Raw genomic sequence first — 13,992 nt, forward strand, 5'->3', positions numbered from 1 at the left:
GGGTACTTTGCATTACCTTTAAATATAATTTACATTCATCTAGCATGGCTTCTACCAAAATAAACTATATTACCGTATTATTGCTTACGCTGTTGCTGTTTTCTTGCGGTGAAAGTAGTAGTTCTTCCAGCACCTGGGAACAGGAAAATAACACTTCAGAAAAAGATTATATTGCTTTTCTCATATCCACAGATACTTTACCGCTAAAGGCAAAAATACAGGCCATAACCTTAGAAGACAGTATCCTTTCGAAAAGGAAAGATAGTGTATCAAAAGCAATGCATTATTTCTTTCAGGCGAAGCTTAAATATTGGGGAAACGATCCTCAAAATGCGTCTGCTTCGCTAGATAGTATGAACGTGCAGCAACAGTCTGGCGATCTCTATTTTTTAAAAAAATCGGCTTCGCTTGATCAGCAGACTAGCGAAAGCAACGTGGTGGATGCTGCTGTCATGAAAAAAATACAAGAACTCCTTCAAAAAGCAGAAAATTCATCCAGTAGGATTACTTACTATTTTTATGACCTGACCGCCAAGTCATTTTATCAGAATAAAAACGAAAAGGCGGCCGCAATATATGTGGACAAATATTATCACGCTCACCCCTATAAGGAGCACCCTGTTATCAAACGACGCTACTACGATATGATATTCTTGCTAGCATCCCGACTGGATGATTATGAGAAAATGGCAAAATACAACAAACTGGCAAAACAGCTCGCATTAGCCTCTAACGATAATCTCGCCCTGGCACGTACCTACGACAACGAAGCGCAAATCTACGCCCGTATGGGATTCTATGATGAAAGTCTAAAGATGAGCAGAGCGTTTGTTTCCATTTTAGAAAAAAACAACGATATCCATGATGTAGCTTACAACAATTTAGCCAAAAGCTTTATAAATATCGGCCAACTAGATTCTGCAGTATATTATTACAAAAAAGCGATTGCACTGAATAAGAAGAATATGTCAGATAAACCTAGGTATCTTCTTTACAAAGGCCTGTCCGAGGCCTATGTACTACAAGGTGATTACAGAAAAGCATATGAAACCTTAGATATGGCTAGCCAACTCGAAGTAAAAACGATTAAAGAGATCGAAGCGGCTAACATTGCGGAAATAGAAGAGAAATATGAAGCAGAAAAAAAAGATCGCAATATTCTGACCTTAAAGAGTAAAAATCAGCATAATGAAGACATCATTAGGCAACAGAAATATATGCTGTTTTCAGGTCTAGCTTTGGCAGCAGGATTGCTTGCACTCATCTATACCGTCTATCAGCAAAAAAGTCTTAAGCAAAAAAACAAACTACTAAACAGTGATAACAGTAGACTAAAACTGGAGCATAAACTTTTGCAGACCCAGCTCAATCCACATTTTGTTTTCAATTCCATAGCCAACCTGCAAGGTCTCATCGCAACAGGAGACAGCACAGAATCTGTACGTTACCTTTCTTCGTTTTCCCAATTGCTACGGGATATACTGGAACAGAGCCGGATGGATTTTATAGATCTAAATGAAGAAATTATCTCGCTCGAAAATTATATCCATTTGCAACAGATGCGCTATCCCAACCTTTTCGGCTACCGCATAGATATAGATGAACAACTGGATACCGAAGAGGTATTTATACCACCTATGTTGTTGCAACCTTTTGTAGAAAATGCGATCGAGCATGGGTTTAGGAATATTGCTTATAAGGGCGAACTTATTATCCGGGTTGAATTAGAGAAAAATGAAATTATCATAACAATCGATGATAATGGAAGCGGTCTAACACACCAAAAAACATCAAGTCAGAAAAAGAAATCATTGGCGCAAGATATATTGAGAGAACGTCTGCAGTTATTATATAGACTCAATAATCAGCATGCACATTTTGAGCTCATTGAAAAAAAAGCCTTTGGCAAACAAGGCATTAGCATTAAAATAAATTTACCCATTATCAAAAATATATAAGGAAACTATGATAAAGGTCTACGTTTTAGAAGACGAAAAAATTATTCTGCGCCATCTGCTGCAGATACTGAATGAAATGCCGGACATCAAGGTGGTTGGCTATACCGAAGGGATCGCTGAGGCGGCAGTGGAAATACCTTTTTTAAAACCAGATGTGATCCTTGCTGACATTAGACTGAAGGATGGCAATAGCTTTCAATTGTTTGATGAGATCGGAACAGAAAATTTCCAGATCGTTTTTTTAACAGCATACGATCAGTACGCCATTGAAGCGCTGAACCTGGGAGCACTTGGTTATCTTTTAAAACCTGTAAACAAAGAGTCCCTGCATGCCATGCTGGATAAATGCCGACAGCACCGTGGGCAAATGACTGTGGATCTGGAACGTGTTACTCTAGCAAAAGATCACTACCTCTCTCCGGAAACCCCGTTAAATCGGAGGATTGCACTCAAAAGTCAAGAGTATATCGAAATCGTATCGATGGATGATATCATTTACTGTAAAAGCGATAAAAGTTACACTTCGTTTTTTCTCACAGATAAAAGAGAGGTGCTGGTCTCTAAAGGGCTCAAGCTCTATGAGAATATGCTGACTAGATGTGGTTTTCTCCGTTGCCATCAGTCTTATTTAGTAAACTTCTTATATGTAAAAAAATACTATCGGGAGGGTTTTCTCGAAATGACCAATAAAGAAATGATACCGGTATCAATTAGAAAAAAGGAAGAGGTCTTATTGTATCTGGAAAATTTAGCCTGATAGCTGTCTTGCTTCACCTTCTTATGCATTAAAATTAAATGGTACAGGATGCAAAACTGCTATAAGCTATAGGAGTTTTGCATCTGATTGATAATAAATCGTATTAAAATATTTAATAGGATTCGATCATGAAAGCAGGAAATCACCAAGAAATGGATAATACTCAAAAGATTTGAAAGCTCTTCAGACCCTTGACTAGCAATTTATAGTTGCTTTGTTTTATAGATGTAAATATTAATTGATTCTAAGAACGTATATATCGAATTACTAACGCTGAAGCGGATAATTATATCTTACAGTTTAAGAAATTTAGATTATAAAAAGTTACATAGAAATAAGAAAACCTTCACGATTTAAAAGATAACAATCTGTATATTTATAAATTACGGTTACAGATAAGTAATCCATTGTTTTATTATTACTCCAATCATTATGCGAAAATTTTATAGTTTAGTTTCTTGCGGTTACTTAATTTTCACGCTAACTTCATGTTTTTCGTCTCATTTGACAACTCAAAATCAAATAAGACAAGCAATACCTCAAAGCCGATTTGCAGATGCGCAATCAGTTGGTATGAAAAAAGAAGATATTATAAAAAAATTTGGCCTTCCATTATCAACTTCTGCTGAAGTGCAAAAGGATGTGGGAAACGAAGATTTACACTACGTAGAAGTTTTGGGCGATATAAAATTATTTACCACTATTACTTTACAGAACGGGATTGCAATAAAACAGAAGGTAGATCAGATAACGTCCAACTATGACGATCGTTTAAAAAAACTTGAAAAAGACCTAAAAATTCTGCAAACACCGAGACTCTATAACTAATAACCTGATTTATTTTTTCAGAAATATGGATCTATAGTTTCTAGACCATATCACAAAGTTGAAATAACCCTTGGTTTAGGTGTACTTTATTGCTTTTTATTTCCATCTTAAGGAATATAAAAATTAATTTAAGTAATTTGAACTTTAAATGTAGAACGCATTTTCATAAAAGTTGCTATTCATTAATCTCATATATTTTATTTAGAAATCTTAATTCTTGTTTTTCAACTTTTTCTTTCAAAAATGCTTTACACATTGCTTCTGTTATCTCTGAATTATTCCCCTTCACGAATAAATAAAAACTCCAATCTGTAAATCCAATATTATCGTTTTCAAATTCAATATCCACATTTTCATTTTTAAAACTAAAATCGCAACCATAACCATGAAAAACATATCCTTTAATCTGAGAATTTTTGATGCCAAAATTTCGATTTTGAATAAGTCCTTGGTTTTTTCGCATCAAGATTTCTTTATCCCCAAAATTTTCCAATATATATCGCAATACTAATTTTAACTTTTCAATAAAGTTGGAATAGAAGATATCTAGATCTCGCATGTTTTTCAGAATAAAATTACTGTAATTACTTTGTTCCTTTCAAAAGTAAAAATAATACTCCTCTGTCCTTGTTAAAAAAAATTAAAGTATTTAATTTTCAGTGATCTGTTAATACTTTTTTCGAATAATCAATCTTATCTGGTCCAAATGAGAGACATGATTGTTGAAGATTATTAAAATGATCCAATTTTAGTGACATCTGAAAATTTCGGGTAAAATATTGCGAAAATCTCCTTATGATTGTAAAATGGAAACCCTAATAGTCTTGGATCTAGACGAAACCCTGCTTTATGCTGTGCAAAATAAACTAGCAAGAGATGAAGACTTCAAAATGGGTTCATATTTCATTTATAAAAGACCTTATTTAGATCACTTCCTTACGTTATTAGCAAGGGATTTCAAATTAGCAATATGGAGTTCGGCAGACGATGTTTATGTAAAACAATTGGTTGAAAGAATTAAACCTGCGCATATTACATTTGAATTTGTCTGGGGAAGATCGCGAACGACAAAAAAACGTAAAAGTGTGACTGATGACTACTACTTTGTAAAAAGATTATCTAAAATAAAGCAAAAAGGATTTAAGTTAGAAAGGACGCTTATAATCGATGATACAGCTGAAAAATCAATGCTAAACTATGGTAATGCAGTCCAGGTAGCTGAATTCACCGGAGACCCTGTGGATGATGAATTGCTACAGTTATCGAATTATCTTCAAACACTGAAAGACGCCGAAAATGTTCGCATAATTGAAAAAAGATTTTGGAGAAATGGATAATTTAAATGGTTTTTCTTCACCGCGTAATAACTCCATTACTGATCATTTAGGCATTGTTCTCCATTCTTCTTGAAGAATACTGTAAACATACGTTCCTTTACTTTCACCATAAGACTGAATATTGTAATTTCTTAAAAGCCCTTCTTTAACCGCCCCGATCTTTTCTATTGCTCTTTGTGATTTGAGATTGTTGATATCTATTTTAAATTCTACTCGACGTAGATCTAAGATGTCAAAGGAATAGTCAAGGAGAAGTCTTTTACAAATTGCATTTATACCTGTTCCTTGATATTTTTCGCCAATCCATGTCCATCCGATTTCTAATCTTTTATGCTGAAAACTGATATTTCCAAACATCGTTAATCCGATTGGATCACTGTCTTCCTTCCTGATAATGATGAGTGGGTATAATTCCATTTCCTGTTTTGCATGAAGACAGAAATTAAAATAATCTGTTAGATCATTTCTGTTTTTTACTCTTGCTCCAAATTCGCCTAGTGCTGTACTATAGCTAATAGATTCTATTGTATCAATATCATGAATGGTCAAAGGGCGCATAAAAATTGACTCGTTTTCAAGAATCAATTCAGATGAGAAAAATGTTTCTATATTCATTTTTGTGCTTGTGGCTTATAGTTGCTTATACTAGCCTAATATACATAAGTTCCGCAATACTATTTATAACAGTAGTTTGATTCTTTTAAGTTGGAGTTTTTTTTAATAGACGGGTTGTTCGTATTTCCTTAAATAGTGAGATGATAAATTCAATATCAAGGAGTACCATCATTGTGAAAACATAATACAAACTGAATGTATTATTTCCAAAAGTGCGATACTTTTAGAAACAATACACTTAGTTTGTGTTGACGGCTAGAAAATTAATAGCATGATAAAAATGCAATAATGATTACCCTAGTCCCAGAAAGGATTTTGAACTAAATTTTTATTCTTATCAATTTCCGATTGAGGTACTGGAAACCAATAATTTTTTTCTGAGAAAAGACGTTTCTGATATACTGACCTTTTGAAAAACGCTTTCGGATTAGCATCGTTATCATCTTTTTCTGTACCAGAAAAATTCATCCCATAAAAATTACCATCAATAGTCTGCTCTCCTATTTTCCATCTACGAATATCGCGATAACGAATTCCCTCATTGTTGAGCTCTACACGTCTTTCTTGACGAATAGCCTGACGTACTTGCTCTTGACTGCTTGGAACGGGTAATGCGGACGGCCCTGTTCCATATTGTGGAATACCTCCCCGCTCCCGAATTAAATTTAAATATTTCAATATGTCGGCGTGACCAGGGTTACTTTCATTTAATGCTTCGGCGTAATTAAGATATGCTTCTCCTAAACGATAGAGAATACCTGGCCGATAAGGATTCGTGCCGTTGCGAGGGTCATAATCGGGGTGTACTTTTTTTCGTACCAGGTACCCGTTCTGTGGCGCATCATGTGTCGGTCCACCATCCCAGCTTCCTAAATAAAATTCAGTTGTTCGATTTTCTCTCCTAAACCAAGCGCCGTTATACAGCACAGAAATATAAAACCGTGGTTCTCGATGGGTGTACATGTTAAAAGTTCCCTGTAGGGTTACAATACCTCCTCCTTTGGATTCTGCCCATTGTGTATTCCGGATTTCATTGGCACTTGAAAATCCTTTCTCCCGATACCCTGAGAGGGGATCATTGATGGTACGCCCATTTTCCATATAAAATGCATCAACCAATGATTGGGTGATTCCTAAACCTCCATTGCCTCCTGTCCCACGTGGCTGGGCATGTCGATCGTATTCACCAAAATCTGAATTAGGTCTTGCGAATAGTATTTCTTTATTGCCATCTTGCGGTCTTCTGAACATCATATTCAGATACGACATAAATGGATCTATGCTTCCATCTGAATTATATTCATAATAGAGCTTATGTCCAGAAGCTTCGGCACGATCGATAAGCAATTTACTGGCTTGCGTGGCAATGCCCCATTTATTCGCATCGAATGTTGCATTATAAATGGCCTCTCCTTTATTATTTACAAAAGATTTGTAGGCGCTATTGCCATTAACTAAAGGGCTTGCCGCAAATAAAAGTAGTCTTGCCCTAACAGCTAAGCACATAATTGAAGTAGCTCTTCCATATTTTTGTGTATTAGTGTAACTTGCAGGCAGCACCGCAGACAGGTCTAATAGTTCCTGATCGATCCATTTGACGATATTGTCAAATGGCGTTTGACCTAGCATTAACTCTTCTTCACTGCCATTGGGATCTGCCATACCGAGTTGAAAAGGTATTGCTCCGTATGTTTCCAGCAACAGCGAATAATAATAAGCAATCATAAAACGAGCTTCCGCCTTCATCAGGTTTACTTCGTCTTCGGTTACCAATTGTGCAGCATTGGGTTTGACATGTTCTAAAAAGATATAGGCAGAGCGGATTCTTTTAGGCAGCTCGCTCCAATAATTAGGATCCCAATCACTAGTCGGATTCCAATTGCCGGTTTGTTTTGCAAGTAAGGTCCAACCAAACTGTTCCCATCCTGTAGATGGCGCCATATCGTCTGATAGTGGATCCCATCCGATCGAACGGGTATAGCCCCAATAGGGATCGGGAATATTACTATATATACCTGCAAGCCAATCCTCAGTACGCGTTTTATCATTGAACACCATTTCTAATGTCAATTGATCATCTGGCATCTTATCCAAATATTTTGTGCACGAGGTTAGGGCAAAGGTTATAAAAATGATGGATATTAATATCTTAGATTTTTTCATTACAGTATTTTTATAGTAATCAGGCTGTTATTTAAAATTCAATTCCATGCCTATTGACATAGACTTCATAATTGGATAGCGCATACCATTATTTACGCCTAGCTCCGGATCCCAAAGCTTAAAATCTGAAATAGTCAATAAATTATTCCCTCTTAAGAAAATACGTAGGTTTTTTATTTGAATGGGATTTATCCAGTTGGAAGGCATATTAAAACCTAGTTCAACATTTCGCAATCTCAAAAAACTCATATCACGCAACCACCAGGTTGAGGCCATATTATTATTGGAACTTTGATAATCTGACAAACGGGGATAAAAAACATCTTGTCTGGGATCGGCTACTGTCCAACGGTCGGATACGTTATCAAACATATTTCCCATAGCACCATTGGAACTACCAGGAATAAAATTAGATCCTCCGATAATACGGTCAGTCTTGGAAAGTCCTTGCATAAAGAAGCCAAAGTCAAAAGATTTATAGCGCACATTTGCTCCAAAACCGTATACAATCTGAGGATCTTCTGTACCACCTATTGCAGTTCTGTCAAATGCATCAATCACACCGTCATTGTTCAGGTCTACGTATTTAATATCTCCAGGACGAACAGGGCCAAAAGTATGTTTAGGAATATCACTTTTTAATTGTCCACTAGCGACATCGGCAAAATCCTGTTCCTCAAAAAGACCATCTGCCACTAAACCAAATAACTGTCCGATTGACTTCCCTGTCGAAGAACGGGATGTGCCAATTACTGCTGATGGCTCATCTTGCTCAATGATTTTGTTATGTGCATAAGTGAATGTACCTCTTACTGATAGAAATAAATCCGGATTCAATGCTTTACTAAATTCAACAGATGCATCTACTCCTTGATTATTCACTTTACCATAATTTGCCCACGGCGCATTTGTAAATCCACTGGAGCCGGGTATAGACCGACGTTGCATAAAAATATTGCTGCGCTTTTCTGTAAAATAATCGATTTGAAAGTCAAGCGCATTCCACAGACCCAGTTCAAAACCTACATTGGTCTTTTGTACCGTTTCCCATGTCAAATCAAGATTTCCCTGATCCCCTTCAATTCTGCCCGATCGCCTGAAATCATTATTGATACCCCACGAATAACCCGTGGACTCATTAATGGTGGTAATATAAGCGAAGCGCCGACCATCCAGTTTATCATTTCCGACTAAACCGTAGGAACCTCTGAACTTAAGTTTATTGACCGTACTTCTCAGATGTTGCATCCAAGTTTCTTCTGATAGATACCATCCCAATGCAAAAGAAGGGAAGAAACCAAACCTTTTACCAGGAGCAAAATTTTCAGATCCATTATAACCAAAATTGAACTCACCTATGTAGCGGTTAGCGTAGTTGTAGGAAAAACGACCTGCAATACCTTGGTTACGGTAGGGTAACAGATCGCCATTATCGTAGTTTCGTTGGTTATAGAGCACCATCCCCTCAACATTGTGGTTTCCGAAATTTTGAGCATAGTTAATTGCTCCTTCTAAATACATACTCTTATCTCCCCAATCTGATCCTTTGCTGTAACCTAAGAACTCCTGCCCATAGCTATCTATAACAAGTTTCAAACGTCCCTCTTCATCTCTTCCTATGGCCGGATTGTAATAATCTGGATCTTTACTTCGTACTACAGAAGTGCTAGAATAACGATCGAAAGAAAAGAGACCTCTTGCTTTTAACCCTTTTAAAAAAAAGGCTAAATCTTGCTCTATGGAAAACAAGGATTCAATTTTGCTATCACTTAATCTTTCATACCCGCGTTGCGTCGCTAGCGCCCACGGATTGGTACGTCCCGAGGTACGTGGTATTTCTCCACTCGAGTAAATGGTTGGATGGACGTATGGGGGAATTGTAAATGCCTCCTGAAAAAGAGCATCAACACTTTGAGGTGCACGATTGCGGTCTTGAAGATAACCGCCAATATTCAACCGAAATAAGGTAGTCGGGCTGACATTTATATCTACATTGGAACGTACGTTGTACCGATTTAATTTGGAAGAAGAATCCCAGTCCTGCTTCTTATCTCTTTCTATGATTCCACCTTCTCTATAAAATGAAGTAACTAAGGAATAACGTAGAATATCTGAACCGCCGTTGACACTTAAATTTCCCCGGCTGTTTCCTGCTCTATCTTTTAAGATTTCATCCAACCAGTTGACATCTGAATACAGGTCTTTATCTACACCCTTGCGGATATTATCAATGCGCTCCTGCGAATACAGCCCTGTTTCACCGCGTTCTTCACGGATACTATTCATAACCTCTAGGTATTCTGCAGCCCCGACAAAATTTGGTAACTGAATGGGAGAAGTTAATCCCTCTTCAAATCGAAACGAAACATTCGGCTTACCCACTTTTCCTCTTTTTGTATTGACCAAGATGACGCCATTTGCTCCCCGAACACCGTAAACGGCACTGGCAGCAGCATCTTTAAGGACAGAGAATGATTCGATTTCTTCGGGATCCATATTATCCAATGATCGCTCCACGCCATCAACTAAAATTAAAGGATTCCGATTCCCGCCAAATGTACTGATGCCTCTGATCCAAAAATTAGAATTATCATATCCTGGTTCTCCAGAACGTTGAACAGCAATCACTCCGGACAGCTGGCCAGCAAGATTATTACTTAAAGAACGTGTTGTACCACTTTGTAAACGCTTTGGCTGTATGGTGGTAATGGCTCCTACTACTGAAGCTTTACGTTGGGTACCGAAACCAACAACAACAACTTCATCCAGCGCACTTACACTATCCTTTAAAACAATTCTGTACGAATTTCTATCTGTTAATTCAATCTGTTCAGGTGCATAACCGACCAAACGAACGGAAATATAACGATCTGTAGGTAAAACATTTAAACTAAAGCGTCCGTTATCATCTGTAGATGTACTCCGGTTACTCACATTTCCAGTAACGGTAGCATTTGATAAGCGGTTACCACTTTCGGTCAATACCTGCCCTTCAATAATCCTATTCTGAATAACTTGTTCAACTTTTGCTGATTTCTTTAGAATAATGGTGTAGTCTTTCATAACAAAAGATACATTCATCCCGGTAAACAATTTGTTCAGAATACTTTCTAACTTTTCATTGTGAAATGATAGTTTTATTTTTTTATTTTCATCAATATCATTAGGTGAATAAACAAATTTAACACCCATCTTTCCATGAAGATCATGCAACGCCTGCTTAATCGTTACATTATTAAATTCAATGGAAATTTCTTTTTGTAACGTTGCTTTCAGACTAGAACTCGTCGTAGTGATGCAGATGGTCAATAAGACCAGATACATCAGGATTCTGACACCCCGAATATTTTGTTTTGTTTGTTTTGGTTTCAATTGATTCATAAATTAGTTTATTAAAAAAATTGGTGATTTTAATTGTTAACTGTTTATTTGACTGTTACATAGATGACTCCTTTCTTTTCTTTAAAATCAACACTATTTGTGAGTGCGATCATGTGCAGCACATCTTCGATAGTATTGTATCTTGTAAATATTCCGGTAAGTGTTTTAGCACCTGTGTCATCACTCATTTCAATCGATTTGCCGTACCAGGTACCGATTTCGTCCATAACCTGTCTCAGTTTTTCATTTTCAAAATAAAATTCGCCTCTTCTCCATGAATCTATTTTAGCTTTGCTGCTTTGCGAAGAAATCATAATTTTAGGTTGTATTTCTTGAAGAAATGCTTTATCTCCAGGTTTAAGCATAACCGTACCGTCCGAATGATTATGTGCCAACCTGATGCTACCTTCTTTCAACAGTACATTTTCTTCTCCTGGTATAGTCGTCGAAACATGAAATTGTGTCCCCAAGACTTCAATGGTTTGTAGCTTAGTTCGGACAGTAAAAGGAACCCACTTATCTTGAGATTGCTGCTTAGAAACGTCAAAATCAACTTCCCCTACCGCCATCACTTCCCTTGAGTGTATCCCAAAATTGGACTGGAATGAAACGGAAGAATGTTTATTGAGGCTAACTTTTGTTTGATCCTTTAAAACAACGGTAAAAGGGGTTTCGGATGGATTATTGATTTCAATAAGTTCGACTTTTTGTGATCGCTCCATATGTGTCAGATCTAAAATATGCCCCTCTCCTTTTTTGTGAAGTGTACTGCCTACTGGTAGTGAGTCGAGAAGATTAATGCGGTGCTCTCTGTTGAGGGTTAATTGAGGGAAATCACGAGCAGTATGTTTACTTCTACTTAAAGACATAATGGTGTCCTTTCCTTGGTACAAGAATAAAGCACCTAATGAAAGAACAAACAATACGCTTGCCGCAACCGCTATCTGATAATGCTTTTTTCGATTGGAAATTTTAATTTTCCGGGTTATGGCAGCGTCAACTTGCTGTTTAATATCTTTATTAATGGATTCATAATCGATATGATCGAGATCGTGAATATCGAGACGGTCATATATTTTTTCAATTAGTTGATCCTCATTTTCTGAGGTTTTACCGGATAAATACTTATTAAAAATATTTATAATAAATACTCTAATTCTAGTTTTACTAGTGGACATATATAAAGTTTATAAGTTGGTCTTTATTATATGTCGTGATTTATAGCAAAACTCCCAAAAAATTAAAAAAATAAAAATAATATTTCCTTCAACTGGTTTTTCAACCATTTGGAGGCTGTTAATAATTGGTTTTGAACAGTTTTTGGAGAAACATTTAATATTTCGCCAATCTCCTTATTGTTCAAGTCATCAAAATATTTGAGTTTAAAAATTTCTCTTCTTTTCTTCGGCAGTTTATCAATCCAGTAATTTAGATGAACTTGAAGTTCCTCTTCTCTAAAATTATGATCTGCCTGATCCACACTTGCCATGTACTCAACAATCGTTTCTAGACTTTCTAGCTTTTTAGTCGATTTCCTAAACTGATCAATAATCTTGTACCGTATAGCTGTATACAGATAGTTACTTACCTGTTGAATTTCTTTTTCATGGCGCTTGACCCATAAATCAATATATACATCCTGCACAATCTCTTTACTGATCAATTCATCATTTAACCTTGAAAAAGCGTGTTGATATAAACCTTTCCAAGTTCTTTCATACAATACATTATAAGCATCCACGTCAGATCTTTTCACCAAAAGATATAATTCTTCTAAAGAATAGAGATTCTCCGTGTACATGATATGAATAAGATAATGGGTCCTTAGTTTATAGTTGTTGCGGGCAAGATAACAAAATCCTATATCACTACAAGTGCTGGATAGTTTTTTATTTAATTTTTAATCCTTCATAAAAAAGGAGCATTATTTTTTTATTTGCCTTTCAATTCATGATAAAGCCCATAATAAACATATGCTGAATTTTAAAGACTGTAGCATATAATATTTCATTTTTAGTTAATTCAGAGGAAAATGATTTAAAACCAAAAGGAAAAAAGGATCATATAAAAAACCCGTTTGGAACGACCAAACGGGTTTAAAAGATATTCGATTGATAACTTTTGCTTATGAACGCAGACGCCCTTGGCAACTCTTCGAGATCAGCACCCAAAAAAATCGCATTCTCAAATTATGTTTTTCGTTCTTTTCTCTTCTTTGGAATGTAATTACAAACTCTATGCTCGACATATTCAATTTTATGTTCGAATTGAAGTTGAACAGTAATCATTAATTATCCTCCAAAATCGCCACAATCATGTTCTTTAAAAAGTGGTAAAGCTTCTGTAACTGTAAAAAACTTTGATATTCTTTTGTTTTTTAGTTCCAGTTTCTTCCCTTCTAATACCAGCTCATAAACAGGTGCAGGATCTATTTTTGTTAAAATATACGTGCGTTCTGATGTTTTTAAAGTTGTTTTATTTCCTTCGATAGAAGCAACGAAATCATCAATTTCAAAAGTGTCTTTTTCATCACAGACATTGGTCCATATCATTTTATTCTTTGTAATGGATAAACTAGCTAAATCGCATGAATAACAGTTCCCGGAGAATTCTATACCGTATTTCACATACACATTTGTACTTGTGCTATCCAATACATCAATAGGGATTAAGGTTGAAAGATCAGTCGGAAGATCCACTTTAGTTACCGTATTTTTTCGAAGAACAGGCGCAGCGGCTGTATCTACTTTTGGAACTATATCAGTAGATTTATCCCCTTTCTTTTCGGCAACTGGTGAGCAAGAAGCGAGTAGAGCCATCGCAAAAGAGAAGTTGATGATTACATTTTTCATGTGTATTAAATAATTTTAAAGTCTTTCATTTATCTTTTTTAAAATTGTCTAAAATATGCCCTTCAATAAATCCCTGCTTTCGGCCATATTAAGCCAATTTG

11 protein-coding genes are annotated in these 13,992 nt (G+C 36.1%); 4 read left to right on the forward strand and 7 right to left on the reverse strand.

Translation table 11 applies throughout. The features are described from left to right. The first annotated feature begins 44 nt into the window (after nucleotides 1-44). The 3 genes from M2265_RS07740 to M2265_RS07750 all read left to right on the forward strand — a co-directional run bounded on the left by M2265_RS07740 (nucleotide 45) and on the right by M2265_RS07750 (nucleotide 3,543). Nucleotides 45-1,958 carry a histidine kinase gene (locus M2265_RS07740; RefSeq protein WP_132771154.1) on the forward strand — a complete coding sequence of 638 codons (1,914 nt, stop codon included), beginning with the start codon at nucleotides 45-47 and terminating at the stop codon, nucleotides 1,956-1,958. 7 nt (nucleotides 1,959-1,965) lie between these two features. After that, nucleotides 1,966-2,715 carry a LytR/AlgR family response regulator transcription factor gene (locus tag M2265_RS07745; protein ID WP_206368140.1) on the forward strand — a complete coding sequence of 250 codons (750 nt, stop codon included), beginning with the start codon at nucleotides 1,966-1,968 and terminating at the stop codon, nucleotides 2,713-2,715. Nucleotides 2,716-3,147: 432 nt separating this feature from the next. Continuing rightward, complete coding sequence (locus tag M2265_RS07750; RefSeq protein WP_132771153.1) at nucleotides 3,148-3,543, forward strand: hypothetical protein; 396 nt, start codon at nucleotides 3,148-3,150, stop codon at nucleotides 3,541-3,543. A 175-nt stretch (nucleotides 3,544-3,718) separates the two neighbouring features. Here M2265_RS07750 and M2265_RS07755 read toward each other — a convergent pair whose 3' ends face one another. After that, complete coding sequence (locus M2265_RS07755) at nucleotides 3,719-4,102, reverse strand: DUF6896 domain-containing protein (protein WP_264599344.1); 384 nt, start codon at nucleotides 4,100-4,102, stop codon at nucleotides 3,719-3,721. Between the two features lie 247 nt (nucleotides 4,103-4,349). On the opposite strand from M2265_RS07755, the gene M2265_RS07760 reads away from it, so the two are divergent. After that, nucleotides 4,350-4,880, forward strand: coding sequence for an HAD family hydrolase (locus M2265_RS07760; protein WP_132771151.1), 531 nt, complete (start codon nucleotides 4,350-4,352; stop codon nucleotides 4,878-4,880). A gap of 42 nt (nucleotides 4,881-4,922) precedes the next feature. Here M2265_RS07760 and M2265_RS07765 read toward each other — a convergent pair whose 3' ends face one another. The 6 genes from M2265_RS07765 to M2265_RS07790 all read right to left on the reverse strand — a co-directional run bounded on the left by M2265_RS07765 (nucleotide 4,923) and on the right by M2265_RS07790 (nucleotide 13,891). Next, the gene (locus M2265_RS07765; RefSeq protein ID WP_132771150.1) at nucleotides 4,923-5,495 is read right to left on the reverse strand and encodes a GNAT family N-acetyltransferase; all 573 of its coding nucleotides are present in this window, start codon (nucleotides 5,493-5,495) and stop codon (nucleotides 4,923-4,925) included. A gap of 297 nt (nucleotides 5,496-5,792) precedes the next feature. Continuing rightward, nucleotides 5,793-7,658, reverse strand: a complete 1,866-nt coding sequence (locus M2265_RS07770; RefSeq protein WP_132771149.1) for a RagB/SusD family nutrient uptake outer membrane protein — start codon at nucleotides 7,656-7,658, stop codon at nucleotides 5,793-5,795. A gap of 27 nt (nucleotides 7,659-7,685) precedes the next feature. Further along, nucleotides 7,686-11,039, reverse strand: coding sequence for a SusC/RagA family TonB-linked outer membrane protein (locus M2265_RS07775; RefSeq protein WP_207902457.1), 3,354 nt, complete (start codon nucleotides 11,037-11,039; stop codon nucleotides 7,686-7,688). A 44-nt stretch (nucleotides 11,040-11,083) separates the two neighbouring features. Further along, entirely contained in the window at nucleotides 11,084-12,217 is a 1,134-nt protein-coding gene (locus M2265_RS07780; RefSeq protein WP_132771148.1) for a FecR family protein, read from the reverse strand. Nucleotides 12,218-12,279: 62 nt separating this feature from the next. Further along, nucleotides 12,280-12,840, reverse strand: a complete 561-nt coding sequence (locus M2265_RS07785; RefSeq protein WP_021190203.1) for an RNA polymerase sigma factor — start codon at nucleotides 12,838-12,840, stop codon at nucleotides 12,280-12,282. A gap of 490 nt (nucleotides 12,841-13,330) precedes the next feature. Next, nucleotides 13,331-13,891, reverse strand: coding sequence for a hypothetical protein (locus tag M2265_RS07790; RefSeq protein ID WP_132771147.1), 561 nt, complete (start codon nucleotides 13,889-13,891; stop codon nucleotides 13,331-13,333). Nucleotides 13,892-13,992 lie beyond the last annotated feature (101 nt).

Origin of the sequence: Sphingobacterium kitahiroshimense, from assembly GCF_025961315.1 — a bacterium.
Taxonomy (GTDB): Bacteria; Bacteroidota; Bacteroidia; order Sphingobacteriales; family Sphingobacteriaceae; genus Sphingobacterium; species Sphingobacterium anhuiense.

Bases quoted from the DNA above. Each gene is read 5' to 3' on its own strand.
- M2265_RS07740 (WP_132771154.1), top strand. From the start codon at position 45: ATGGCTTCTACCAAAATAAACTATATTACCGTATTATTGCTTACGCTG.
- M2265_RS07745 (WP_206368140.1), top strand. From the start codon at position 1,966: ATGATAAAGGTCTACGTTTTAGAAGACGAAAAAATTATTCTGCGCCAT.
- M2265_RS07750 (WP_132771153.1), top strand. From the start codon at position 3,148: ATGCGAAAATTTTATAGTTTAGTTTCTTGCGGTTACTTAATTTTCACG.
- M2265_RS07755 (WP_264599344.1), bottom strand. From the start codon at position 4,102: ATGCGAGATCTAGATATCTTCTATTCCAACTTTATTGAAAAGTTAAAA.
- M2265_RS07760 (WP_132771151.1), top strand. From the start codon at position 4,350: ATGGAAACCCTAATAGTCTTGGATCTAGACGAAACCCTGCTTTATGCT.
- M2265_RS07765 (WP_132771150.1), bottom strand. From the start codon at position 5,495: ATGAATATAGAAACATTTTTCTCATCTGAATTGATTCTTGAAAACGAG.
- M2265_RS07770 (WP_132771149.1), bottom strand. From the start codon at position 7,658: ATGAAAAAATCTAAGATATTAATATCCATCATTTTTATAACCTTTGCC.
- M2265_RS07775 (WP_207902457.1), bottom strand. From the start codon at position 11,039: ATGAATCAATTGAAACCAAAACAAACAAAACAAAATATTCGGGGTGTC.
- M2265_RS07780 (WP_132771148.1), bottom strand. From the start codon at position 12,217: ATGTCCACTAGTAAAACTAGAATTAGAGTATTTATTATAAATATTTTT.
- M2265_RS07785 (WP_021190203.1), bottom strand. From the start codon at position 12,840: ATGTACACGGAGAATCTCTATTCTTTAGAAGAATTATATCTTTTGGTG.
- M2265_RS07790 (WP_132771147.1), bottom strand. From the start codon at position 13,891: ATGAAAAATGTAATCATCAACTTCTCTTTTGCGATGGCTCTACTCGCT.